The sequence below is a fragment of the Nocardioides xinjiangensis genome (assembly GCF_017916455.1).
Lineage (GTDB): Bacteria > Actinomycetota > Actinomycetes > Propionibacteriales > Nocardioidaceae > Nocardioides > Nocardioides xinjiangensis.
In genome coordinates this window covers 1,711,415-1,736,245 of the sequence record NZ_JAFMSY010000001.1, presented here as the reverse complement: position 1 = coordinate 1,736,245, position 24,831 = coordinate 1,711,415, and the positions used below count along the sequence as shown (strand labels likewise).

Annotated in this window: 20 protein-coding genes; 8 read left to right on the top strand and 12 right to left on the bottom strand. The window is 72.4% G+C overall.

The genetic code is table 11. From position 1 onward, the window contains the following. Positions 1-69: 69 nt before the first annotated feature. The 4 genes from J3P38_RS08210 to J3P38_RS08195 form a co-directional block, all read right to left on the bottom strand. On the bottom strand, positions 70-1,005 hold the full coding sequence (locus tag J3P38_RS08210; RefSeq protein ID WP_210503231.1) for a carbohydrate ABC transporter permease: 936 nt from the start codon (positions 1,003-1,005) through the stop codon (positions 70-72). Then, positions 1,002-2,378 (bottom strand): extracellular solute-binding protein, encoded by a 1,377-nt coding sequence (locus J3P38_RS08205; RefSeq protein WP_210503230.1) that lies wholly within the window; start codon positions 2,376-2,378, stop codon positions 1,002-1,004. The genes J3P38_RS08210 and J3P38_RS08205 overlap by 4 nt, the downstream gene beginning before the upstream one ends. Before the next feature lie 157 nt (positions 2,379-2,535). Beyond that, entirely contained in the window at positions 2,536-3,618 is a 1,083-nt protein-coding gene (locus J3P38_RS08200; RefSeq protein ID WP_210503229.1) for an inositol-3-phosphate synthase, read from the bottom strand. A gap of 69 nt (positions 3,619-3,687) precedes the next feature. Then, positions 3,688-4,284 (bottom strand): PadR family transcriptional regulator, encoded by a 597-nt coding sequence (locus tag J3P38_RS08195; protein ID WP_210439323.1) that lies wholly within the window; start codon positions 4,282-4,284, stop codon positions 3,688-3,690. A gap of 73 nt (positions 4,285-4,357) precedes the next feature. Here J3P38_RS08195 and J3P38_RS08190 point away from each other — a divergent pair, with 73 nt between their 5' ends. Both J3P38_RS08190 and J3P38_RS08185 read left to right on the top strand, forming a co-directional pair. Further along, entirely contained in the window at positions 4,358-6,730 is a 2,373-nt protein-coding gene (locus tag J3P38_RS08190) for a transglycosylase domain-containing protein (RefSeq protein ID WP_210503228.1), read from the top strand. Between the two features lie 2 nt (positions 6,731-6,732). Further along, on the top strand, positions 6,733-7,968 hold the full coding sequence (locus J3P38_RS08185; RefSeq protein WP_210503227.1) for a hypothetical protein: 1,236 nt from the start codon (positions 6,733-6,735) through the stop codon (positions 7,966-7,968). On the opposite strand, the gene J3P38_RS08180 is transcribed toward J3P38_RS08185, so the two are convergent. Continuing rightward, positions 7,879-8,958, bottom strand: coding sequence for an alanine racemase (locus J3P38_RS08180; RefSeq protein ID WP_210439320.1), 1,080 nt, complete (start codon positions 8,956-8,958; stop codon positions 7,879-7,881). The two genes, J3P38_RS08185 and J3P38_RS08180, sit on opposite strands and share 90 nt — an antisense overlap. A 7-nt stretch (positions 8,959-8,965) precedes the next feature. After that, complete coding sequence (locus J3P38_RS08175) at positions 8,966-10,102, bottom strand: lipid II:glycine glycyltransferase FemX (protein ID WP_307807804.1); 1,137 nt, start codon at positions 10,100-10,102, stop codon at positions 8,966-8,968. 404 nt (positions 10,103-10,506) lie between these two features. On the opposite strand from J3P38_RS08175, the gene J3P38_RS08170 reads away from it, so the two are divergent. Beyond that, positions 10,507-11,886, top strand: coding sequence for a hypothetical protein (locus J3P38_RS08170; protein WP_307807803.1), 1,380 nt, complete (start codon positions 10,507-10,509; stop codon positions 11,884-11,886). Beyond that, positions 11,879-12,529 carry a class F sortase gene (locus J3P38_RS08165; protein ID WP_307807802.1) on the top strand — a complete coding sequence of 217 codons (651 nt, stop codon included), beginning with the start codon at positions 11,879-11,881 and terminating at the stop codon, positions 12,527-12,529. The genes J3P38_RS08170 and J3P38_RS08165 overlap by 8 nt, the downstream gene beginning before the upstream one ends. Positions 12,530-12,535: 6 nt before the next feature. Here J3P38_RS08165 and J3P38_RS08160 read toward each other — a convergent pair whose 3' ends face one another. Next, the gene (locus J3P38_RS08160) at positions 12,536-13,336 is read right to left on the bottom strand and encodes a deoxyribonuclease IV (RefSeq protein ID WP_210439317.1); all 801 of its coding nucleotides are present in this window, start codon (positions 13,334-13,336) and stop codon (positions 12,536-12,538) included. Continuing rightward, positions 13,333-14,271 (bottom strand): serine/threonine-protein kinase, encoded by a 939-nt coding sequence (locus tag J3P38_RS08155; RefSeq protein WP_210439316.1) that lies wholly within the window; start codon positions 14,269-14,271, stop codon positions 13,333-13,335. Before J3P38_RS08155 ends, J3P38_RS08160 begins: the two co-directional genes overlap by 4 nt. A gap of 244 nt (positions 14,272-14,515) precedes the next feature. On the opposite strand from J3P38_RS08155, the gene rpsF reads away from it, so the two are divergent. From rpsF to rplI, 4 genes are all read left to right on the top strand, one after another. Next, the gene (gene rpsF / locus J3P38_RS08150) at positions 14,516-14,806 is read left to right on the top strand and encodes a 30S ribosomal protein S6 (protein WP_210439315.1); all 291 of its coding nucleotides are present in this window, start codon (positions 14,516-14,518) and stop codon (positions 14,804-14,806) included. Positions 14,807-14,922: 116 nt separating this feature from the next. After that, positions 14,923-15,498, top strand: a complete 576-nt coding sequence (locus J3P38_RS08145; protein ID WP_210439314.1) for a single-stranded DNA-binding protein — start codon at positions 14,923-14,925, stop codon at positions 15,496-15,498. Between the two features lie 110 nt (positions 15,499-15,608). Then, complete coding sequence (rpsR, locus tag J3P38_RS08140) at positions 15,609-15,845, top strand: 30S ribosomal protein S18 (RefSeq protein ID WP_056603689.1); 237 nt, start codon at positions 15,609-15,611, stop codon at positions 15,843-15,845. Between the two features lie 14 nt (positions 15,846-15,859). Then, positions 15,860-16,306: a 50S ribosomal protein L9 gene (gene rplI / locus J3P38_RS08135; protein ID WP_210439313.1), complete on the top strand. Its 447-nt coding sequence runs from the start codon at positions 15,860-15,862 to the stop codon at positions 16,304-16,306. Positions 16,307-16,387: 81 nt separating this feature from the next. On the opposite strand, the gene J3P38_RS08130 is transcribed toward rplI, so the two are convergent. The 4 genes from J3P38_RS08130 to J3P38_RS08115 form a co-directional block, all read right to left on the bottom strand. After that, positions 16,388-16,780 (bottom strand): hypothetical protein, encoded by a 393-nt coding sequence (locus tag J3P38_RS08130; RefSeq protein ID WP_210503223.1) that lies wholly within the window; start codon positions 16,778-16,780, stop codon positions 16,388-16,390. Positions 16,781-16,909: 129 nt separating this feature from the next. Continuing rightward, complete coding sequence (locus J3P38_RS08125; protein ID WP_210503222.1) at positions 16,910-21,634, bottom strand: S8 family serine peptidase; 4,725 nt, start codon at positions 21,632-21,634, stop codon at positions 16,910-16,912. 195 nt (positions 21,635-21,829) lie between these two features. After that, on the bottom strand, positions 21,830-22,987 hold the full coding sequence (locus tag J3P38_RS08120) for a hypothetical protein (protein ID WP_210439310.1): 1,158 nt from the start codon (positions 22,985-22,987) through the stop codon (positions 21,830-21,832). A 46-nt stretch (positions 22,988-23,033) separates the two neighbouring features. After that, a complete protein-coding gene (locus J3P38_RS08115; protein ID WP_307807801.1) occupies positions 23,034-24,359 on the bottom strand; it encodes an MATE family efflux transporter in 1,326 nt (441 codons plus the stop codon). Positions 24,360-24,831 lie beyond the last annotated feature (472 nt).

The window sequence follows — 24,831 nt, the reverse complement described above, 5'->3', positions numbered from 1 at the left end:
TCGGGGTCCCCTCGTCGTTGTTCGGCGGGGGAGCGAAGCGGAGGAGTCGGAGAACGACGTGGGGTGAGCTCATCTCGGGCCCCCCGTGTAGTGGACGTAGCGCCGGCTCAGCATCACCTGCACGGCGGTCACGACCATCACGATCCCGAAGAGCAGCACCGCCATCGCCGACGCGTAGCCCATGTGCAGGAACTCGAAGGCCTGCTGGAAGAGGTAGATGGCGTAGAACAGCGCCGCGTCGTTGCTGTAGGTGGTGTTGCCGGCACCGAAGAAGGCGGTGTACGCCTCGGTGAACGACTGCAGCGAGGCGATGGTGTCGACCACGACGATGAAGTAGATGGCCGGGCTGATGATGGGCAGGACCACGTGCCGCAGCCGGCCCCACCATCCGGCGCCGTCGACGCGCGCGGCGTCGAGCAGCTCGTCGGGGACCTCCTGCAGCGCCGCGAGCAGGATGATGACCGAGGAGCCCACGGTCCACAGCGACATGACGACCAGGCCGGGCTTGACCCAGTCCGGGTCGGTGGTCCAGTTCGGGCCGTTGATGCCGAACCAGCCGAGGAACTCGTTGAGCAGGCCGCTCTGGCCGTTGAGCAGCATCAGCAGGAGCACGCCGACGGCGACCGGCGGCGTCATCTTGGGCAGGAAGAACGCGGTGCGGAAGAACCCGGCCGCCCGCCCCGCCCGCTGGAGCAGCAGCGCCAGGGCGAGGGACAGCACCAGCTGGGCGGGCACGGCCATGGCGGTGTAGATGAAGGTGTTGCGCAGGGCCAGCGTGACCTTCTCGTCCGAGACGAGCTCCCGGTAGTTCTCCAGGCCGACGAACGTCGGGTCGTTGATGACGTCGTAGTCGGTCAGCGAGAGGTACATCGTGTAGAGGACCGGGTAGGCCATGAAGACGGCGAAGCCGATCAGCCACGGACTGATGAACAGCAGCGCGGCGCGGCCCTCGCGCCGCCGCCGCCCTCCGGCCGCCCGTCGGGCCGGAGGGGCGGCGACGCTCACTTCTCGTCCCAGGTCGCCCAGGCCTCGTCGAGCGCCTCCTGCGCCGCGGTCTGGGCGTCGGCCAGCGCGTCGGCCGGCTCCTTGCCGTCGGTCAGGACCTTGTTGACCTCGTCCTGCCAGGCCTGCTCGAACTCGTCGCCCGCCGGGTTGGCCGGCATCGCGAACGTGTGGTCGTTCGCCTCGTACATCGCGGCGACGGCCTGCGACCACACGGAGTCGCCGTCGGTGGGCGCCATCTCGCGGACGGCCTCGTCGGCCGCCTCGTTGGCGGTGAGGATGCCGGTGAACAGCCCGCCGCTCTCCTCGCGGAGCCGCACGCGCTCCTCGGCGGCCGCGATCCACGAGTCGGTCTCGGTCATCACGCGGGCGAGCCGGCAGGCCGCCTCGGGGTTGGGGCTGCCCTTCGGGATCGCCCAGGCCGAGCCGGAGGCCCAGGCGATCGGCTCGCCCTGCAGGTCGCGGACGGTGTCGAAGGCCATCGGCGCGTCGGGCGAGACGTCGTTGAGCACGCTGACGTACCACTGCTCCATGGGCATCGCCCCCAGCACACCGGTGGCGAACTGGTTGCCGTCGCCGAAGAAGTCGGCCGAGTCGCGCAGCGCCTTGACCTCACCGAAGCCGCCCTGCGCGTCGTAGATCGAGACTGCCCACTCGAGCGCCTCGACCACCGCCGGGTCGTCGAGCTGCGCGGTGCGGCCGTCCTCGGAGATCAGGTCGGCGCCGTTGGCCTTGGCCCACAGCGGCAGGAACTCGGGGAGCTTGCTGTCGTAGCCGATGGTGGCGAGGTTGCCGCCCTCCATCTTCATCAGGTCCTCGTTGGCCGCGGAGACGGCGTCCCAGTCCGAGCCGTTGACGTCCTCGATGGTGTGCCCCGACTGCTCGAGCAGGTCGGCGTTGGCCTGGGTGAGCTGGACGACGTTGAACTCGGGGATGCCGTAGACCTCGTCGTCGAAGGTCACCTCGCCGAGGGCCGACTCGCGGAAGACGGAGGTGTCGATGCCTTCGCCCTCGATGCAGTCGGTGAGGGGCACGACGGCACCGCGCGAGGCGAACGTCCCGATCTGGGACCGCTCGGCGTAGACGAGGGCCGGGGGCTCGCCCGAGGCCACGGAGGAGAGGAACTGCTGGATGTCGAGGTCGCCCTCGATCAGCTTGACGTCGGCCTCGCTGCCCAGGGCCTCCTTGGCCCGGTCCAGGCGCACCGTGGCGATCTCGTCGCCGGCGCCGAAGCCCATCACCTGCACCTCGCCCGACAGCTCCGCGTCGCTGTCGAACGTCGCGTCGGACGTGTCCTCCGAGTCGCCGGTGCCCTGCGCGCACCCCGCCAGCAGCATCGCCGCGGCCGCCACGCTGATCCGTCGTACGCCTCGCATGTGGGTCCTCCTCCCCGACCGGTGTCTCCGGTGGCCTCGTCCGGTTGTACCCGACGAGAAGCGCTTCTATCCATAGGCAGGGGACGACAGCGGCCCCACAGGTCCGGGACGTGGACCTGTGGGGCCGCTGCTGCGCGCGTCGTGCGACGCGGGGAGATCACTCCCCGGCGATGAACTTCTCGAGCTCGGCGCGACCGAGGTCGTCGGGCATCTGCACCGGCGGCGACTTCATCAGGTAGGTCGACGCGGGGATGATGGGACCGCCGATGCCGCGGTCCTTGGCGATCTTCGCGGCGCGGACGGCGTCGATGATGATCCCGGCCGAGTTGGGGGAGTCCCACACCTCGAGCTTGTACTCCAGGTTGAGCGGGACGTCGCCGAACGCGCGGCCCTCGAGGCGGACGTAGGCCCACTTGCGGTCGTCGAGCCACTCGACGTAGTCGGAGGGGCCGATGTGGACGTTGCGGTCGCTGACCTTGTCGGCGAGCTCGCCCTTGAGGTTGGAGGTCACGGCCTGGGTCTTGGAGACCTTCTTGGACTCCAGGCGCTCGCGCTCGAGCATGTTCTTGAAGTCCATGTTGCCGCCGACGTTGAGCTGGTAGGTGCGGTCCAGCGCCACGCCGCGGTCCTCGAAGAGCTTGGCCATCACGCGGTGGGTGATGGTCGCGCCGACCTGGCTCTTGATGTCGTCGCCGACGATCGGGACGCCGGCGTCCTCGAACTTCTTGGCCCACTCGGGGTCGGAGGCGATGAAGACGGGGAGCGCGTTGACGAAGCCGACGCCCGCGTCGATGGCGCACTGGGCGTAGAACTTGTCGGCCTCCTCCGAGCCCACCGGCAGGTAGGACACCAGCACGTCGACCTCGGCGTCCTTGAGCGCCTGCACGACGTCGACCGGCTCCGCGCCGGACTCCTCGATGGTCTGGCTGTAGTACTTGCCGAGGCCGTCGAGGGTCGGCCCACGCAGGACCTCGACGCCGAGGGTCGGGACGTCGGCGATCTTGATCGTGTTGTTCTGCGAGGCGTTGATGGCCTCGGAGAGGTCCTTGCCGACCTTCTTGTCGTCGACGTCGAACGCGGCGACGAACTGCACGTCGCGCACGTGGTAGTCACCGAACACGACGTGCATGAGGCCCGGGACGGTCCCTGCGGGGTCCGCGTCCTTGTAGTACTCCACGCCCTGGACGAGGGAGGTGGCGCAGTTGCCGACTCCCACGATGCCTACTCGTACCGAACCCATGGGGCTCTCCTTCTCTGTCCTGGCTCTGTGCTGGGGTCTGTGTTGGGGGTCTGTGTGCCGGTCTTGCCGTCAGTCGCTCGGGGTGGGGACGCCGGCGGTGCCGGCGGACCGGGTCGGTGGCGCCTCGGAGTCGCCCCGCTCGGCGCGGATCAGGTCGGAGAGCCAGCGGACCTCGCGCTCCACCGACTCCACCCCGTGGCGCTGGAGCTCGCCGGCGTAGCGGTCGACCTCGGCCTGGGTGCGCGCGAGCTCGGCCTGGACGCGCGCCAGCCGCTCCTGCAGCCGCGAGCGGCGACCCTCCAGGACCCTGAGCCGGATCTCCATGTCGGTGGAGGAGAAGAACGCGAACCGGATGTCGAAGTTGTCGTCCTCCCACGCCGTGGGGCCGACCTCGGACATCAGGCGCTGGAACTCCTCGTTGCCGGCGGGGGTGACCTCGTAGACGATGCGGGGCCGACGGCTGGTCGGGGTGGCAGCGGCGCTGACCTCGCGGATCAGGTTGGCGCGCAGCATCTTCTTCAGGGCGGGGTACAGCGAGCCGTAGGACAGCACACGGCCCCAGCCGAGCATGAGGTTGAGCCGCTTGCGCAGCTCGTAGCCGTGCATGGGTCCCTCGTGCAGCAGCCCGAGGACTGCCAGCTCGATGGTGTCACCACGGCGCGCCATGTGACCTATCGTAGCGATATATCCGCCGGTGACGAATCCGGGTTGCCGCGCCGGTCACCGTACGCTTGCCCGCGTGAGTGCGAAGAAGCGGAGGGCTGACGGCAAGGCCCAGACCCGGCGGCCCCAGCCGCGGCGTACGGGGAAGCAGCGAGCAGCCCAGGTCGTCAAGGTCCTCTCGATCCTCGGCGTCGTCGGCGCCCTCGTGCTGGGCGGGATCGTGGTGGTGCTCTACCAGGCGATCAGCATCCCGACGCCCAACTCCGCCTTCGAGGCGCAGACCACCTTCGTGTACTACCGCGACGGCAAGCAGCAGCTCGGCACCTACTACGAGGACCAGAACCGGGAGTCGATCCCCCTGGGCGAGATGCCGCAGACCATGCAGGACGCGGTCGTCGCCGCCGAGAACCGCACGTTCTGGACCGACAAGGGCATCGACCCCAAGGGCATCCTGCGCGCGCTGTTCTCCAACGCCCGCGGCAACGACCGCCAGGGTGCGTCCACGATCACCCAGCAGTACGTCAAGATCCTCTACCTGACCAGCGAGCAGAGCTACAAGCGCAAGATCCGCGAGGCGATCGTCTCCCTCAAGATCCAGCAGCAGCTCAGCAAGGAAGAGGTCCTCGAGGGGTACCTCAACACCATCTACTTCGGCCGCGGCGCCTACGGCATCCAGGCGGCGTCGAAGGCCTATTTCGACCACGACGCGAGCGAGCTCAGCCTCCGGGAGTCCGCGGTGCTCGCCACCGTGCTCAACAACCCCTCGCGCTACGACCCGGCGAACGGCCAGGAGGCCAAGGACGACCTCAGGGTCCGCTACGAGTACGTCCTCGACGGCATGGCCGAGATGGGGACGATCACCACCGAGGAGCGCGACCAGGCGGTCCAGCGCCTCCCGAAGTTCCCCAAGGTGAAGGCCCAGAGCCAGTTCGGCGGCCAGCGCGGCCACATGCTCTCGCTGGTGAAGCAGGAGATCCTCGACCGCGGCATCGCGAGCGAGGACGAGATCGACGGCGGCGGCCTGCGGATCACCACGACGTTCGACCCCCAGGTGATGGCCGACGTCCAGGAGGCGGTCGAGGAGCAGCGGCCCGACGCCGGCATGCCCGGGCCGGCCGGCAACAAGGAGCTGCACGTCGGGGCCGCGACCGTCGACACCCGGACCGGCGAGCTGCTCGGCTTCTACGGTGGTCAGGACTACCTCGAGTCCCAGATCAACTGGGCGGTCTCCGGCGGCATGGCCGGCTCGACGATGAAGGCCGCCACCGACGTCGCCGCCATCCGTGACGGCTTCTCGCTCAACGACACCTTCGAGGGCAACAGTCCCATCGACATCGCCGGCACCGAGTTCGAGAACCAGGGCGACGAGGACTACGGGTCGGCGGTCTCGATGATCACCGCGACCGAGAACTCGGTGAACACCGCCTTCGTCGACATGGTCGACTCGATGGAGGACGGCCCGCAGAAGGTCATCCAGGCGGCCGAGGACCTCGGCATCCCGGGGAACGGGGGCGAGCGCTGGGGCATCCCGCGCCGCTCGATCGACTTCCAGGAGAACGTCGGCGTCACGCTCGGCACGGCGCAGGTCAGCCCGATCAACATGGCGAACGCCTACGCCACGCTCGCCAACGGCGGCACCCGCAACGAGGTGCACGTGCTGCAGAAGGTCGTCGACAAGGACGGCGAAGTCCTCTACGAGGCGAAGCAGCGCAGCAAGGAGACCGTCGACCCCGACATCGCGGCCGACGTGACCTACGCGCTGCAGCAGGTCGTCGAGAGCGGCTCGGGCACCGAGGCGCTGGGCCTGGCCCGTCCCGCCGCCGCGAAGACCGGCACGGCGACCAACGACGACGGCGACGTCTCGTCGTCCTGGTTCGTCGGCTTCACCCCGCAGATCTCCACCGCGGTGATGTACGTCCGCGGCAAGGGCCGGGAGGGGCTCGACGTCCCGCGCCCCGACGGCGCGGACCTCTGGCTGCCGACCAGCTCCGACGGCCGGTCCGGCTACTTCGGCGGCAACTACCCGGCCAAGACCTGGACCTCGATCATGCAGCGCGTGATGGAGGGCAAGGACGTCGAGGACTTCCCGGAGCCGGTCTTCGTCGACGGTGACGCGCCCGACGACGGGCACGAGTACGTCCCGCCGCCGACCACGCCGTCGCAGACCCAGCAGCCGACGCGGAACCCCAGCCCGACCGGGGAGCCCACCGTGGTGCCCGAGACGCCGACCGAGACGCCGACGGAGACGCCGACGACCCCGGTGCCGCCGCCGCCGACGACCCCGGTGCCGCCGCCGCCGACCACCCCGGTGCCGCCGCCGCCCACCACCCCGGTGCCGCCCCCGCCGCCGCCCACGGCCACCCCGACGCCCACCCCGACGCCCACCCCGACGTCGCGCTCGTCGTGGTCGCCGGCCGCGCGCCGGGCCGTGCCGGACACCCGACCCTGACCGTGCGGCCCGACCGCGAGGCGCCCACGCGCACCGACCCGGTGGCGTCCGCGATGTCGGAGGTGCTCGGCGGACCGGTCGGGGACCACGCCGGCGGCCACCGGTGGTGGAACGCGTCCCGGGCGCTCGTGGGCGCGACGTCCGTGGTGCTGGCGGCCGGCATGGCGACGAAGGCGGCATGCGTGCCCTCGGGGTGGAGCAAGCCCGACCAGCCCTACGCCGAGCTGTGCTGGACCGAGCTGGCGGGCGCCTCCGCCGACGCGGGCACCCCGCCGCGCGTGGCGGCCTGGATCGAGCGCCTCGCGGCGCTCCACCCGGGCTCGGGCACGGTGTCGACGACAGCGGGGCTGGCGGTCCTGCTCGCCGCCCTGGCGCTGCTCACCACGGTGCTGCTCGTGCGTGTCGACCGCCGGCGTCCGTGGGCCGCCGCCGGGTGGGCGCTCGGCCCGGTCCTGCTCGTCCACTGGCTGTCGTGGGAGCTCGTCGCGGCCGCGGGTGTCGCGGTGCTGCTCTGGGGCTGGACGTCCGGGCGGGCCTGGCTCGCCGGCGTCGGCGCCGGTGTCGGTGCGGCGTTCGCGCTGCCGGTGGCCGTGGCGCTCCTCGGCGTGGTGGCCGTCGGTGGCCGCACGCGCGACCGCGTCGACGCGATCCTCGCGGCAGCGGCGGCGTACGTCGTCGTCACCCTGCCCGGCCGGGCGACGGGCGAGGACCCCGACCTCGGCTCGATCTGGCTGCTGCTCGAGCAGCTCGGCGTCGGCAGCTCGGGCGCCGCCCGCGCCGTCGCGCAGCTCGTGGTGCTCGCCGTCGCCGCGGTTGCTGCGTGGTGGGTGATCCGGGGCGGGCCCCCGACCCCGCGGGCGAGTGCGCGTGCCGGCCTGGTGCTGCTGGCCGCCGCCCTCGTGGTCGCGCCGTCGGCGCCGCCGGAGACCGCGCTGCTACTGCTCCCGCTGGCCGCGCTCGCCGTACGCCGCTGGCGCGACCTGCTCGTCTGGCAGGGGCTGCACCTCGTCAGCTGGGTGCTCACCGGGTGGTACGTCGGCCAGGCTCTCGTGCCGACCGTGCAGGACGACGGCAGGGCCTACTGGCTGGCCGTCGTGCTGCGCGTGCTGGGCCTGGTGTGGCTGGTCGTCGCGGTGCTGAAGGACGCCTCAGGCGACGACGACGCGGTCGAAGTCGGTGGCGGTGAAGCGGACGCGGACGTCGATCTCCTCGCCGACGCTCGGGACGCGCGCCCCTGAGGGGACGAACAGCATCGACGCCTGCATGTGGGGCGGCTCGGCGAACAGCCGCTGCTTGCCGTCGATGGAGAACGGCGACCGGACGAAGCCGACCGCGTCGAGGCCGCCACGCGCCAGGGTCGCGGCGCGCGCCTTGAGCGACTGGTCCCCGGTCGGTGCCTCGAGGCCGATGCCGTGCGCGGTGCCGCCGCTGACCACGACGATGTGCCCGGGCTTGGGCACGGTGCGGCCGCGGTAGCCGAACGTGTCGCCGCGCTCCACCTCGTGCACGTCGAGCACGGTGGCCGTGGCCCGCAGCGCACCGCGGTCGCCCAGCCAGAGGTCGGTGCCGATGCGCGGGCGCACCGTGAAGTCGGGGTAGGCCGCCGCCAGCTGGGCGAGCTCGGCGTGGGTGAGGTGCGAGACGAACACCGTGCGCGTGGGCAGTCCCGAGGCGACGACGTCGTTGACGAGCCGGCTGACCTCGCCGAGGTGCGAGGTGGTGTTGAGCGGCAGGTGCATGGCCACGCCCCCGAGGCCGCCACGACCCGGGCCGAGCGCCTCGGCCACGGCGGCGAGGTCGCGACGGGTCATCCCGTGCCGCAGCATGGAGGTCAGCTGCTCGAGCACGAACCTGGCGTCGGGGTGTCGCCCCCGCAGGGCGGCGAGGTCCTCGGGCCGGCTGACGGTGTGCACGACCCGGCGGGCCGTCCGGTCATCGAGCTCGAGGGCGGCGCCGAACGGGCGCCACGGCGTGAGGACGAGCAGGTCGCCGGCGTAGCGGCTGGCCGCCTCCTCGACCTCGTCGTAGGTGCCGACCGCGAGCAGGTCGACGTCGGTGCCGGTCTCGGCGGCGTGGTCGGCCAGCCACTGCGCCCGGCGCGCGAGGCGTCCGACGGACATCCCGTAGCCGTTGCCCTTGGCGACCGGCACGATGCCGGGGTGGCGCGCGACGGTGGCCAGGAGGTGTGCGCGCCAGCGCTCGCCGTCGACGGTCAGGGTGAGGCTCATCGACCCGTCACCCCCGGCGCGCCAGGTAGAGCTGGAACGCCTTGTAGATGACCCGGTTGACCGGCAGGTCCCACTCGCCCGCGTGCTCGACCGCCTGCCCGCCGGTGCCGACCTTGAACTGGATCAGCCCGACGTGCGGGTCGTCGGCGTCGAGGGTCTCGGTGATCCCCCGGAGGTCGTAGACGTGCGCGCCGGCCGCCAGCGCGTGGCGGATCATCGCCCACTGGACGGCGTTCGAGCCGCGCACCTCGCGCTTCTCCGTCGAGGACGCGCCGTAGGAGTACCAGGCATGGGTCCCCACCCGGATCGCGATCGTCGCGGCGACGAGGTCGCCCTCGTGGCGGGCCAGCCAGAGCTGGATCCGGTCGGGGTCCTCGGCGGCGAGTGCGTCGTACATCGTCTGGAAGTACGCGAGGCGGCGCGGGGTGAAGCCGTCGCGCTCGGCGGTGTGCACGTAGAGGTCGTGGAAGGCCTTGAGGTCCGCCCGCTCGCCGAGGGAGACCTCCACGCCCGCCTTGTCGGCCTTCTTGATGTTGCGGCGCCACAGCTGGTTCATCCCGGCCAGGACGTCGGACTCCGCTCGCGGGCGGCCGTCCTCGTCGACGAGGGGGACCTGGAAGTTGAACTGCGGCTGTCCGGCGGAGAAGCCGCCTTCGGCGGACTGCCGCTGCCAGCCGAGCTCGTGCAGCTGCGCGATCACCCGCGCCCCGTCCTGGCAGCGTTCGAGAGGAGGTACGTCGCCGAGCCGCCGCACCGACTCGTCGGCGATCCCGGCCTTCACCTGTTCGGCGGACCAGCGGCGGGTCACCACGGGCGGACCCATCCGCACGGCGAACGCGCCCCGGCGCGCGAGGTGGGCGACCATCGGGCGCAGCCAGGACTCGAGGTCGTCGCCCGACCAGTCGATGACCGGACCCTCGGGGAGGTAGGCGAGGTAGCGCTTCACCTTCGGCAGCTGGCGGTAGAGGACCAGGCCGGCACCGACCAGCTCGCCGCCGCGGAACCAGCCGATGGACTCGGCCTTCCACTCGGCCTTCACCTGCGCCCAGGCGGGCGTCTGGAGGAAGCTGGCGGACGACCGGCCGGCGATGAAGTCTCGGTGCTCGGGCGCGGAGACAGGGCGCAGCGTCAGGGGGGTCGTCACTCCGGAAAGGCTACAAGGGACCAGACACGACCCCCGTGCGTGTCTGGTCCCTTCGTGAGGAGAGACGCAGTGCCCGCCGGTTCGGTTGCACGGCCGTCCCGACTTCCTGCCGACTCTCATCCGGCGAGCCTCCGCCCCGGTCGGCCCGCACCGCATGGCCCGAACGGGTGAGGTGACCCCCACCCGATCGGGTGACCAGCCGTAACCCATCGGCGGGCCGGTGGTTGAACCCGGGACTACGGCGCTTCGAGTCCACTCGGGAGGGACGGCTGAGCCGACGGGTCGCGTACAGGTCTCCGGCAACGTCGCCGGACTACAGGGAGGAACACATGTCACCCACGTCTCGCTCGGCCGGTCACCGGATCCGGCCGCAGGCCAGACTCGCTGCTGCGGCCATCCTCACCGTGAGCACCGGTCTGGGCCTCGGGCTCGCGGCAACGCCCGCCGCCGCCGACCCCGGCAACGGGAACGGGAACGGCAACGCGCACGGGCTCACGAACGGCATCGGCGGGACCCAGGCTGCGACGCCGACACCCCCGCCGGCCGCCCAGCAGCCGCCGGCGCCGCAGGGCAACGGCCAGGGCAACGCCCAGGGGAACGGCAACGGCCAGGCCAACGGCAACGGCCAGGCCAACGGCAACGGGGGCGGCCGGGGCAACGGTCAGGCGAACGGCAACGGCCAGGCCAGCGGCAACGGCAACGGCGGCGGCCGGGGCAACGGCCAGGCGAACGGCAACGGCCAGGCCAACGGCAACGGCAACGGCGGCGGCCGGGGCAACGGTCAGGCGAACGGCAACGGCCAGGGCAACGGCCAGGGCAACGGCGGCGGCCGGGGCAACGGCAACGGCAACGGCCATCAGGGGAACCCGGGCAACGGCAACGCGAACCCGGGCAACGGCAACGGGAACGCCGGCAACGCCAACCCCGGCAACGGCAACGGCAACCCGGGCAACGGCAACGCCGGGAACGGCAACGGTCAGGGCGATCCCGCCGGCAACAACGGCACGGTGAAGATCGCCCCCCTCGGCGAGCTCGACCGGATCCCGAACAACACCCCGCACCCCGGATGCACCTTCCAGGTCGAGTGGTACGGCTTCGACCAGGGCGCCGACATCATCTCGACGGTGACGTTCACCGAGCACGCGCCGACGACCGGCGTCGGCATGACGGTCGACGGACCGGCGCAGGTGTTCGTCGGGGGCGACCCGGCCAGCGGTGCCGGCACGGAGACCGGCCTCGACGGCCGCCAGGCGTACACTCTCTCCTTCACCGGCGAACCGCACCCGAAGCAGGGCTACCACGTGCGCCTGACGATCAGCACGCCGCGCTCCAACGGCAACGACACCAAGACCAAGGTCTTCTGGGTGCAGCAGTGCGCGCCTGGCACGTCGTCGGTGCCGACCGAGCCGGGGACGCCGGGCACCCCCACGTCGACGACGCCCGGTTCGACCGACGTGGACGACGAGACGTCCTCGCCGACGTCCCCGACGTCCCCGACGTCTCCCGCGTCGACAGAGCCGTCGGAGTCGCTCGAGTCGCCCGAGTCGCCCTGGCCGTCCGACGCCGAGGTCCTCGGGGAGCAGGCGTTCGCATCGGACGCCACGCTCGCGACGGAGCAGGGCGCGTCGAGCGCGCTCCCCACCGCGGTCGACGCCGGCGTGGACGCCCGCGGGGGCTCCGACGCCTCCGATGCTGCGGCCGGCACCTCGCTGCTCGCCCTCCTGCTGGTCCTGCTCGGTGGCGTCGCCGGACGGCTCGCGTGGACCCGACGGGCTCGTGGCTGAGCCGACCTCCTCTCGACGCGGCGAGCGCCTCCTCCACCTGGGGGCGGTGCTCGCCGCGCCGGCGCTCGTCGTCGCCGGCGTCCTCGTCGGGCTGCGCCCCGGCGAGGCTCCGGCCGTCGACGGGCAGCGGTCCCGCGAGACCGCCGGCGTCGTCCGCGCCGACCGGGCCGAGCCGACGGCTGCCACGCCGCCGGCGTCCTCGGTCCCGGCCCGGCGACCGCGGCGTGTCGTCGTCCCCGCCCTCGGCGTGCGCGCCGCGGTGACGCCGATCGTCGCCGTCCGCCGCGTGCTGACCCCTCCCGCGGACCCTCGTCGCGTGGGCTGGTGGGCGGATGGGGCCCGCCCCGGTTCCGCCACGGGCGCCACGGTCCTGACCGGGCACACCGTGAGCAGCGGGGGCGGTGCCTTCGACGACCTCGAGGACCTGCGTCGCGGCGACGAGGTGCTGGTGCTCGACGGCACCCGCCGCTCGTCGTACGCCGTCGCGTCGGTCGAGGTGCTGGGCCGCGGCGAGCTGGCTCGCCGCAACGAGCGCGTCCTCGGCCGGGGCGGACCCGCACGGCTGGTCCTGATCACCTGCGAGGACTGGGACGGGACCGCCTACCTCAGCAACGTCGTGGTGACCGCTCTCCCCACGAGCTGAGCCCGGTCAGAGGCGCTCGCGCAGCCAGGCGAAGTCGGCGAGGTGGTCGGCCGCCCCGCCGGGCGTCTCGCAGATGACGGGCGCGCCGGCCTCGCGGACCACCGCCGCGAACTCGTCGGCGGGCAGTCGGCCGCGGCCGAAGTTGGCGTGGCGGTCGGCGCCCGAGCCGAAGTCGTCACGCGAGTCGTTGGCGTGGACGAGGTCGATGCGGCCGGTGATGCCGCGGACCTTCTCGACGGCGTCACCGAGGTCGATGCCGCCGGCCCACGCGTGGCAGGTGTCGAGGCAGAAGCCGACACGCTCGGCGCCGTCGGCCGAGGAGATGGCGTCCCACACGCCGGCGATCCGGTCGAGGTGGCGCGCCATCGCGTTCTCGCCGCCCGCGGTGTTCTCGATCAGCAGGGGGACCAGGATGTCGGTGGCCTCGATCGCCTTGCGCCAGTTGTCGAAGCCGACGGCCGGGTCGTCGGCCTTGTTGACGTGCCCGCCGTGGACGATGAGGCCCTTGGCGCCGATCTCCGCCGCCGCGACCATGTGCTGCTGGAGCAGCTTGCGGCTCGGGATCCTGATGCGGTTGTTGGTCGTGGCGACGTTGACGACGTAGGGGGCGTGCACGTAGAGGTCGACCCCGGCGTCCTCCGCCGCGGCGCGCAGCGCGGCCGCCCCGCCGTCGAAGCGGACCTCGGGACCCTTGTAGCCCTGCGGGTCACCGAGGAAGAACTGCACGAGCGAGGTGTCGCGCGCGACGGCCTCGCCGACCGGGTCCTCCTGCGCGACGTGGGCGCCGACGGCAAGCTGGGTGCTCATGCGGTCCAGCCTAGGAGCAGGCACAGGCACGCCACGACCACGCCGGCCAGGACCGCGACGGCCGTCCAGCCGGCCCAGTCGACGTCGCCGCGGACCGACGCCGAGGGCGTGCGGCGGCGCGGCGGGGGACCCAGGCGGTCGGGCACCGGCGGGCCGTCGGGCGCCGGCAGGGGGAGCCGGCGGAGCAGGCGGAGCGCCGCCTCGGCGGTGGCGATGCGCTGCTCCGGGTCGTCGACGACCAGCCGCTCGACGAGGGGCCGCAGCGGGTGGGAGGGGATCCCCCGCTGGAGGGCGGGAGGCAGCCCCGTGACCAGCTCGAGGGCGACGCGACCCGTGGCGTAGAGGTCCTGGGCGGGGTCGGGCGGGGCGCCACGCGCCTGCTCCGGCGCCATGTAGCCGTCGGTGCCGATGGCGCCGGGGACGGTGGTGAAGCGCCGGTCGGCCACCGGGGCGGCGACGCCGAAGTCGCCGAGGCGCAGGTGCGGTGGTCCGTCGCCGGTCGCCTCGAGCAGGAGGTTGGCCGGCTTGACGTCGCGGTGCACCAGTCCGGCACCGTGCACGGCCGCGAGCCCGCTGAGCAGCTGCCCGACCAGGAGCCCCGCGGTGCCGGCGTCGAGCGCGCCGTGCTCGCGGAGCAGGTCGGCGACCGACCCGCCCGTGACCAGCTCCATCGCGAGCACCACCAGCTCGTCCTCGGCGGCCCAGCCGTGCGGTGCCACGACGTGGGGGTGGCGCACGCGGACGGCCTGCTCGCGGACGAACCGCGCGAGCACCGCCGAGCCGTGCCGGCCCAGCACCTTCACCGCGACGAGGCGACCCGTGCGCTCGTCGCGGGCGCGCCACACCGAGCCCATGCCCCCGGTGCCGACCTGGTCGAGCAGGCGGTAGCGTCCCGCCACCACGATGGCGGACCGGGGCGTTGCGGTCCTGGACACCGCTCGACGCTAGCCCCGAGCCGCCCCGCCGCGGGCGCGCCCTCCACAGGGGCGCGCGAGGCGGGTCGGGCGGGACCGGGCGGCCGGGCGCTCCGCGATGCGGGCCTGCCGCGCGGCCGCTGGTAATCTTGCCCGGTTGCCTTCGGGCGACCGTGGCGTGCGACCGGTGTCGCGGCCACGAACGCAGAGTCCTCCTGCCACGGAGAGCCCGTGGCCGCTCTAGCCCAGAGGAGGTGGAGACGCTGTGCGTGCCTACGAAGTGATGGTCATCCTCGACCCGAGTCTCGACGAGCGCACCATCGAGCCGTCGCTCGACAAGTACCTCAACGTGATCCGCAAGGACGGTGGCTCGATCGAGTCGCTCGACGTGTGGGGTCGTCGCCGGATGGCGTACGAGATCAAGAAGAACGCCGAGGGCATCTACGCCGTCATCAACCTGACGGCCGAGCCCGCGACGGTCAAGGAGTTCGACCGCCAGCTCACGCTGAACGAGTCGATCCTGCGCACGAAGGTCATGCGTCCCGACGCCCACTGACCGCCCACGGGCGTCTGTGGAAAGACCCTTCCCGCCGTCGGTGCGTGCCTGTTTGATGGGCGCATCGCCGGGGGCGGACCCCGGATCAGCAGCAGGACATTCTGAGGAGACCTGACATGGCAGGCGAGACCACGATCACCGTCATCGGCAACCTCGTCGACGACCCGGAGCTGCGGTTCACCCCCTCGGGGGCGCCCGTCGCCAACTTCCGGATCGCCTCGACGCCGCGCACCTTCGACCGCCAGAGCAACGAGTGGAAGGACGGCGACACGCTGTTCCTCTCCTGCGCGGTGTGGCGGCAGGCAGCGGAGAACGTCGCCGAGTCCCTCCAGCGGGGCATGCGCGTGATCGTCCAGGGTCGCCTCAAGTCGCGTCAGTACGAGACCCGCGAGGGTGAGAAGCGCACCGTGTTCGAGATCGACGTCGAGGAGGTCGGCCCGTCGCTGCGCAACGCATCGGCCAAGGTCACCAAGACGACGCGGCAGGGCGGCGGTGGCGGCTACTCCGGCGGCGGCTACTCGGGCGGCGGCGGTCAGTCCGCGCCGGCCGACGACCCGTGGGCCAGCCCGGCTCCCTCCCAGGGTGGCGGCGGCTGGGGCGGTCAGTCCCAGGGTGGCGGCCAGTCCGCTCCGACCAACGATCCCTGGGCCACGCCCGGGGTCAGCGGCGGGAACGACGAGCCGCCCTTCTGATCCCCTCGGCCACATGCAGCACGCTGCCTGGGGCCCGAGGACACTTTCATCCATCACCATTCCGTCCCTGATTGCCTTCAGGGCCGGGCTCACTGAAAGGGAGCACCACAATGGCCAAGGCAATTCTGCGCAAGCCGAAGAAGAAGGTCTGCCAGTTCTGCAAGGAGAAGGCGACCGGTGTCGACTACAAGGACACCACGCTGCTCCGCAAGTTCATCTCCGACCGCGGCAAGATCCGCGCCCGCCGCGTGACCGGCAACTGCGTCCAGCACCAGCGCGACGTGGCCATCGCCGTCAAGAACGCGCGCGAGCTGGCCCTGCTGCCCTACACGTCCACCGGTCGCTGAGAGGAGCACGGGACATGAAGCTCATCCTGACCCAGGAGGTCGACGGCCTCGGCGCCCCCGGCGACGTGGTCGAGGTCAAGGACGGCTACGGCCGCAACTACCTCGTCCCCCGCGGCCTCGGCATCCGCTGGACCCGCGGTGGCGAGAAGACCATCGAGTCGATCAAGTCCGCCCGCGCGAGCCGCGCGGCCCGCGACGAGAGCCACGCCCAGGAGATCAAGGGCAAGCTCGAGGCCAACGCGGTCAACGTGAAGGTGCGTGCCGGTGAGGGTGGTCGCCTGTTCGGCGCCGTCACCACCGCCGAGATCGCCGACGCGGTCACCGCCGTCTCCGGCGAGACGGTGGACCGCCGCACGATCGTCGTGGCCAACCCGATCAAGTCGCTCGGTGCCCACGAGGTGACGGTCAAGCTCCACGACGAGGTGTCCGCCACGGTGGCCCTCAACGTCGTCCCGGCCTGACCGCCGACGTCACGCAGCACCCGACGGCCCGCTGCCTCCTCGGAGGCGGCGGGCCGTTCGGCGTCCCGGGGTGCGTCGCGCTCACTCCGTCGGCTCGTCGCACCGCTCCGGTGGTCGGCGCCCGCCCGCGTGGTACTCGTACGTCCGGCCGCCGGCGCGCAGGACGATCCGTGAGCCGTCGACCAGCGCCTGGGTGTACGCCATGCCGGCACGGGCGCAGCCGCGGCTCCCGTTGCGCCAGGTGACCTCCTCGACCGACACGACCTCGACCTCGTCGGCGGGGAGGCCGAGGCTCGCAGCCAGGTCCGCGACGGACTGCTGGACCGCCGAGGGGGGCGGGGACGCCGTCGAGGGCGCGGAGGACGGCTCGTCCACGGGGGTCTCCTTCTCGGGCGGCTGAGCGGGACCGTCGGCGCACCCCGCGAGGGCCAGGCAGCACGCCGCCGCCAGGACCCAGGCACGGACGACCGTCATGTCACCAGCATGACCGACATGGCGAAGGGTCCGACATGGCGAAGGGTCCGACATGGCGAAGGGTCCGACATGGCGAAGGGGCCGCCGGTGCATCGCACCGACGGCCCCTTCGTTGGAGCTCACTCCACCTCAGCGCACGGTGCGCCGGTCGACCACCCGGAACCGGATGTCCTTCGTGGCCGGCTCGGTCGCGGCGTCGCCGGCGTACACGACGCGGACCTTGACCTTCCCGGTCCTCGTGAACTTCGGCAGCACGACCTTGGTCCTGCCCCGGTCGTTCAACGTCTCGGTCCAGGTCTTCTCCTGGCCGGCTCCGCGGACCACGATCCTCACCGTGCCGCTCGGCACGATGTCCCGTGCCCGCACGGTGACCCGCAGCTTGACCCGGGTTCCGACCTCGACCGGCTTGACCACCTTGGTGGCGATCTTGGCCCGGGCCTTGTCGACCGGACCGTTCGCGGTGACGGCCAGGTTGACCGGTGCCGAGGTGGCCGGCGCGCTGGCGGCGTCACCGAGGTACTTCGCCGTCACCGGGACGGTCCCGGCAGTGGCGAAGCCCGACAGGGTGGCGGTCGCCCTCCCGGTGGCGTCGAGGGTGCCCGTGCCGGCCAGGCGGGTGCCCGCCCAGAACTCCACGGTGCCCGTCGGCGCCTTCGGGCCGGTGCTGAACACCTGCGCGGTGGCGGTGGTGGTGCCTCCGGTCTCGATGGTGGTCGGGTCCAGCGACAGCGCCACGTTGGTGCGCACGGCGGAGCCCGTGATCCGCACGGTGTGCCGGGCCGTGACGGGCTTCGCGCCGGGGTCGTCGGTGGTGTGGACGACCTTGTTGGTCAGGTCCTTCTCACCCACGGTCGGGTCGACGGTGACCTGGTAGCTGAAGCTGGCCCCCTCCGCCTCCGGCTCGGAGTACGTCGCGCAGACGGCGAGGTCGTCCTCGATCACCGCGGAGGCGTCGCCGGCGTTGATGAGCGCCGCGCCCACGGTGCCGTCGGCGTTCTCGGTGCCGATGGTGACGTCGTCGAGGATCGCTCCCGCGTCCACGTTGTCGTAGACGAACACGAGGTCGTTGCTGCCGGCCGTCGCGATGACCTGCATGTCCAGCTGCCCACCGGCGCCCGCGTCGTCGTCGTAGAGGCGCATGTCGTCGTACTCGACGATCGCGATCTCGCCCGGGTCGAGCACCCCGTTGGCGCCGGCCGTGCTGGCCAGCGTCACCCCGGCGCCGGAGGCGGCGTCGTAGCGGATCTCCATGTCCTGCCAGAGCAGGGCTGCCACGTTGTTGGGCGCGGCGGCGTTGGGAACTGACTGCGGGACCCACGGCGAGCCGGCGTAGCCGTCGCCGTAGACGAGGAAGCCGTCGTCGGAGAACGTCAGGCCCTTGTGGTCCTGGCCGTAGAACCCGAAGGTGCCCGAGCCGAAGGCCGAGAACGTCTCGGTGTCGCCCACCACCGCGTCCTGGGCGGGGATGCCCAGGGACGCGAGGTCGAGGTAGCCCGGCTCGCAGGCCTCGGGGTCGTCCGCGCTGGTGGTCAGCGTGTAGTTGCCCTCCTCGCCGTAGGTGGAGTCGAGGACACCGCTCCACGACACGACGCCGTCGGCGAAGGTGGCGCCGTCGGTGGCGGAGCCCTCGACGTACGTCGTGCCCTCGGGGAGCGCGTCGGTGATGGAGTAGGTCAGGTCCTCCTGCGAGACGTTGGGCGCGACGTCGACGGTGTAGGTGATGGTGTCACCCGGTGCCGCCTCGGTCGTGTCGGCCGTCTTGGTCACGTCGTCGGCCACCCGGGACACGGTCACCGGGACGACCCCGATGTCGCCCGGGGTCGCTGGCGAGGTGCCGAGGGTCAGCGTGCCGTGCCAGGTCTCCCCGGCGTCCATCTCGTTCTCGTCCCAGAAGGTGCGGATGTCGAACGGGGTGGCGGCAGGGACGGGGCCCTCAGGACCCTCGGCCCACAGGTTGCCCTGGTCGCCGGCCACCACCGCGGTGACGAGGTCGGTGGTGTCGGTCCCGCCGGCCGTGGAGGCCTCCCAGTTCTGCACCAGGACCCAGTAGGTGCCCGGCTCGGGGTCGGCGATCGTGATCGCCTCGTCGGAGCCGGCGCTGGCGCTCATCGCGATCTCGTTGGCGGCGCTGACCTCGCCCCGACCGACGTAGAGGTCGAAGTCGGGCGCCGTCGGGTCCTGCAGCCTCGCGATCAGGCTGGTGGCGCCCGCAGGCACGTCGATCATCTCGACGTGCGTGCCGTTGCCGTCGTACGGGTCGGTGTTCGTCGAGTCCGCGAAGATGGACAGCTCGGTGCGGTCCTCGGGGACCAGGCCGCTCGCGTCGACCTGCAGGTCGGTGATCGCGATGGCCTCGAGGTCCGTGGTGAGCTGCGAGCCGGCGTCACGACGGGTCGTGACGTCGATCGAGGTGGGCAGCACGCCCGCCGAGGGCAGCACGCCCACGGGCAGGTGGGCCACCGGTGCCTCGGAGCCGGCGGGGGGCGTCAGCACCAGGGTGCCGAACAGCCACTCGTCGGTCGCCGCGCCGTTGTCGACCGTCGCGGTGACGGTGACGTCGGCGGTGCCGCCGTCGGTCACCTCGATGGACTCGACGTCGGTGTCGAGCGTGATGCCCTCGGAGAGGTCCTCCACGGACACGGTCCACGTGCCGGCACCGGTCGCGGTGCCGGTGAACGTACGCGTCCAGCCGCAGGTCTGCAGGCACTCGTCGTCGGCCATGCTGGCGGTGTTGAGGTCGCGCACGTCGCCGCCCTTGGCGGGGTCGGCGGCCTGGTAGCCGGCGAGGTCCTCGTCAAGCACGAGGCCGGCCTTGGCCGCGCGGCGGAGCTCGATGCGGCCCGAGCCCATGTCGAACCAGTCGGCCGCCGTGCCGTCGGAGTCGGTGATGTCGCGCTCCGCGGTGGTCATCAGCGCCGACTGCGCCTCGGCGGGGGTCCACGCGTCCTCGTCGTCGAGCTGCATGCCCCGCAGCAGCGCCAAGGCGCCAGCCGTGTGGGGGCTCGCCATCGAGGTGCCCGAGATGAAGTGCCACTCGACGCTGTTCTCCGCGCCGGCGGCGGCGAGGATGTCCACGCCGGGCGCGGACACGGACGGGCTGATCGAGGACAGCGCGCGGTTGGGACCGCGGCTGGAGAAGGCGGCCATGATGTCGCCGTTCTCGTCGGCGACGTCGGCCACGGAGCCGGACAGGGCGGCCTCGGTGCCGGGGTGGGCGGCGATGAACGACTTGAGCGCCTGCCCGTCGGCGTAGGTGATGTGCGCGGCCGGCAGGGCGTGCGCGTCACCGTTGAGCGAGGTGCCGCTGGCCTGGTCGTTCGCCAGGATCATGCCCTCGGCGCCGAGGGACTCGACGTTCTCGCCCTTCTCGACCCGGCCGTTGCCGCCGCGGTCGCAGATGATGATGAGGCCGCTGAGGTCCGTCCCCGCCGGGAAGGTGCCGGCCGGCGTGCTGTCCGGCGGCAGGCCGCACTGCGGGTTGTTGTACGGCGCCGCACCGGCGTACACGACCGGGAAGGTGCCGTCGGTCGCGCCGGCCAGGCCGGCACCGGCGATGTCGGGCAGGGTGGCTCCGTCGGTGGCGCTGATGTCGGTGACCGAGGCGACGTACTTCCGGTCGTGCGTGGTCGCGCCGACCGTCGTCATCCACGGGACGTCGCCGGGGCTGCCGAGCGTGGCCTCGCCGGGCCCGTCGTTGCCGGCGGAGGTCGCCACGTGGATGCCGGCGGCGCGGGCGTTGAGGAAGCCCACCGCGTCGGCATCGGTCCACGGGTTCGACGGGGCGCTGGACCCGATCGAGTAGTTGATGACGTCGACCCCGTCGAGGATCGCCTGGTTGATCGAGGCCAGGATCGAGTAGCCCTGGCAGCCGCCGTCGCACACGTCGTAGCCGATGATGTTGGCGTGGGGTGCGACGCCCTTGATCGTCGACGTAACGGAGAACTCGTGCTCGGTGCCCCTCGCCGAGTAGGCCGTGGCCTCGACCTGGTTGCCGGCGGTGGTGCTGGCGGTGTGGCTGCCGTGGCCGTCGTCGTCGTAGGGGTCGTCGAACGGGTTGCCACCGGTGGCGGGGTTCTCGAAGTTGTAGTAGCCGATCAGCTTGTCGTTGCAGCCCCAGTCCGCGACGTACTGGGCGGCGTTGGCCGGGTCGCACATGCCGAGGTACGTGCCCGCGCCGAGCGGGTTGGTGTGGTCGTAGCCGTCACCGCCGTCCTCGGCCGGGACCACGTCCGCGAAGGACGGGTTGGCGGGGTTGATGCCGGAGTCGAGGATGCCGACGACGACGCCCTCGCCCTTCGTGCCCTCGAAGCCGGCGGGCACGTTCGAGCCGTCCCAGATGGTCGGCGCGCCGATCCACTCGGGTCCCTTGTCCGTGGTGAGCTGGCGCTCGAAGTCGACCTGCACGGCGGAGACGCCGTCGATCCCGGCGACCTTCTGCGCCTGGCCGCGGGTGAGCTGCACCGCGATGCCGTTGAGCGCCTCGGTGTAGCGGTGGAGCACCTTGGCGGGGCGGCCGGTCACCCGGGAGATGGAGGAGACCAGGTCGGCCTGCTCGGCCTTGAGCCCCCTCCGGTAGGCCGACTCGGAGTCGGCGGCGGCGGCGAGGCCGCGGTCCTCGGCCTGCTCGCGCGTCGGGACGGCCGGCGCGTCCAGCTGGACGATGTACGTCTCGGGCGCGGTCCCGGTGCCCAGCTCGAGCACCGTGCCCTTCTTCAGCGCCTTCGCCGGCGACGCCTTCGCCGGTGTCAGCCGGCCGGGGTCGAGGTCGGCCGCGGTGGCCGCCACCCCCCACGGCGCGAGTAGTGCGGCAGCGACGCTGGTGGCAGCGCCGGCCGCGATGGTACGACGGATCACGCGTATTCCCCGTTCGACTCAGGATGGCCCGACTGCAGCACGAAGCGACCCCGAGGACGAGACACGTAGCGGTGCAGGCGGAGGGTGGTGGAGCCCCTGTATCTGAAGTCACCGGTGGGGCAGGTGTCAACGAATTCCTGACCTGGAACTTCTTCCGTAACGGAGACGTAACCCCGGAAGGCTTTCAGGGGGCTTTCAGCGGGTGTGGCGGCGGGTCGCCGCGGGGAACCGGTTCGGGCGCGCGACGACCGCGTCGATCACGACCCGCTTGTCGCTCAGCGACTCGATGACGATCCGGCCGGTCCGCATGCCCGAGTAGCGGTCGATGACGACGTGCTGGCGCAGGGCCGCCTTCGTGCCGGCGAGGTCGACCACGTGCCAGTCACGCTTGCCCACGCGCAACCGCACCTTGCCGTAGCGCGGGCCGCTCGGCGCGATCAGGCGCAGCTCGCCGACGTCGGCGCGCGGCATCACCAGCCGGGCGCCACGCCGCGACGCCGTGACGGCGTCCCCGCGGAACCAGGCCGCGTCGCGCAGCTTCCTCCAGCCCCGCTGCCGGGTCACGTTGCGCGGGACGAAGAACTCGATGGGCGCCGACCACGCGCTGGCGTTGCCGGCACGGTCGATCGTCCGCGCGGCGAAGGTGTGACGGCCCGACCGCGGGTGCTCGAGCTGCCAGCGGCCGCCCGCGCAGGCCACGGCACGGCCGTTGTCGGTGCACTCGAACGTCGAGCCGGGCTCGCTGGTGTTGATCCTGATCGGCACGCTCGCGCCGGTCACCACCGGCTGCGTGGGCGTCGCCTCGTCGTAGGAGGTGCTGGTCACGTAGACGAACGGCGCCGTGGTGTCCTGGCCCCACGTCAGCGTCGCGGGCGTGGGGTCCTCGTCGGGCGTGTCCTCGACGGCGGGTGGCAGCAGCGGCGCGACGTCGGGGGTGCGGGCCCGGTCGCCGAGGTCGACGGCGCGCGCCGCGAAGACGTACGTCCCGGCCGGGGCGTCCGGCAGGCCCGCGTACGTCACGGGGCTGGTGCACGCCCGCCAGTCGTGCGCCTGCGGGCCGCCGGTGAGCCGGCACTCGAGGCCGAAGGGTCCGGCGTCGCCGTCGGAGACCTGCCAGCCGAGGGCGAAGGTCATCGACGGCACGGCGACGAGTCCGGCCGCGTTCGGCGTCGCGGACGCGGTGAGGGTGGTCTCGGGCGGGGTGCTGTCGTCGCAGCCGTTCTGCAGGATGCCGGGCGAGGTCTCGTCGACGCACCCGGGCTGGGCGCTCACGGGCGCGGCGCCGAGCGGCACGAGCGCCCCCGCGAGCAGCGCCAGCACTCCCAGCCGGGCCGCGATCCTGTGGCCTGCCATGGTCCCCCCTCGTCTCGACTCAGTCCTCCGGCGAGGACTGCACGGCTCAACGAACGACGCTCGCTCCGGTCACGAGCCAGCGGTCGCTCCGTGCCCGTCGGGAGAGCAGCACCCACCGGGCGCCCATGAACACGACGGTCATCGCCACCCAGACGGCCACCACCCCGTGCGGGAGCGTGGCCGCCCACAGGGCCGCCGGGGCGTACAGCGCCAGCACGACGATGCCCGCCCAGGCCAGGTAGGTGCCGTCGCCGGCGCCGATGAGGACGCCGTCGAGCACGAAGACCACGCCGGCGACCGGCTGCCCGAGCGCGGCGACCAGCAGCACGGGCACGAGCAGGTCGCGCACCGCGGGGTCGCTGGTGAACAGCGCGCCGATGAAGGGCGAGACGGCTGCGAGACCGAGCCCGGCGACGATGCCGCTGCCCCAGCCCCACGCGACCATCCGTCGGGTGAGTCGACGAGTGCCGTCGACGTCGCCGCTGCCCAGCGCCCGCCCCGTGAGCGCCTGCGCGGCGATGGCGATGGCGTCGAGGGCGAAGGCGAGGAAGCTCCACAGCGTGATCGCGACCTGGTGCGTGGCCACGTTGACGTCGCTGGCCTGCGTGCCGACGCGCGTGACGGCGTACGTGCCCACGAGCAGGCAGGCGCGCAGCGCGACGGTGCGGACGACGAGCGCCACGGCGGCGTGGGCGGCAGCCAGGATGCCGGCGCGGTCCGGGCTCAGGGGCGCCCCGTGCTCGCGCGCCGCGCGGACGACCACGACGAGGAACCAGCCGGCACTGATCACCTGTGCGGCGACCGAGCCGAGGGCCGACCCGGCGATCCCCATGTCGAGGCCGTGGACCAGCACGACGTTGAGGACGATGTTGAGGCCGTTGCCGACGACAGCGACCAGCAGCGGCGTGCGGGTGTCCTGCAGGCCGCGGAGCACGCCTGTCGCGGCCAGCATGACCAGCAGGGGCGTGGTGCCGAGGAACGCGATGGCCAGGTAGGTCTCGGCGTGCTCGGCGACGTCCGCGCCGGTGTGGAAGGCGCCCACGAGAGCCGGGGTCGCCAGGACACCGCCGACGGTGGCGATCGTGCCGATGACGACCGCCAGCCAGACGCCGTCGACGCCCTGCGCCAGGGCGGCGCGCAGGTCGCCGGCACCGAGGTGGCGCGCGACGCTGGCGGTCGTGCCGTAGGCGAGGAACACGCACAGGCCCACCACGGTCTGGAGCACCACCGCCGCGACGCCGAGCCCGGCCAGCTCGGGGGTGCCGAGGTGGCCGACGATCGCGGCGTCGGAGATCAGGAACAGCGGCTCGGCGACCAGCGCGAGGAAGGCGGGCACGGCCAGGCGCAGGATCTCCCGGTCGACCGCCCTCACGCGGCCCAGCCTAGGGACCGTGCCACCGGCCGCGTGCAGCGACGGCCGGTCGGCCGGCCGGACGTGTCCATAGTCTCTTCGGACTACCTGTGAATGGCCGTGTGGATGACGCCGCCGGTGTCGGTCGTCACGCGTCGGTGGCGACCCAGCGCCCGGCATCTCCCAGATGTCGGACAGGTGAACGACCGAGCCGACCAAGGAATTTCGATCCACAGGATGGGGACCGAGTTTGCGCAGGTCAGACGGCGCATCATCGGCACCGGCCCCGGCTTCTCCACAGCCGGTTCCACGGCGTGTGCACCTCCGCGCGCGTGTCGTCCACCTGAGTGCCCAGCTTGTCCACAGAGCCTGTGGACAAGTCGGCGCCGCCGGCTTCCCCCCACGGCCGCGGAGCACGTACGGTCTCGCGCGGACGAGGTCTCCGGGATCCGGCTCCCGGGGCGTGCGAAGGCCGTCGGCGGTGTCGGTGGTC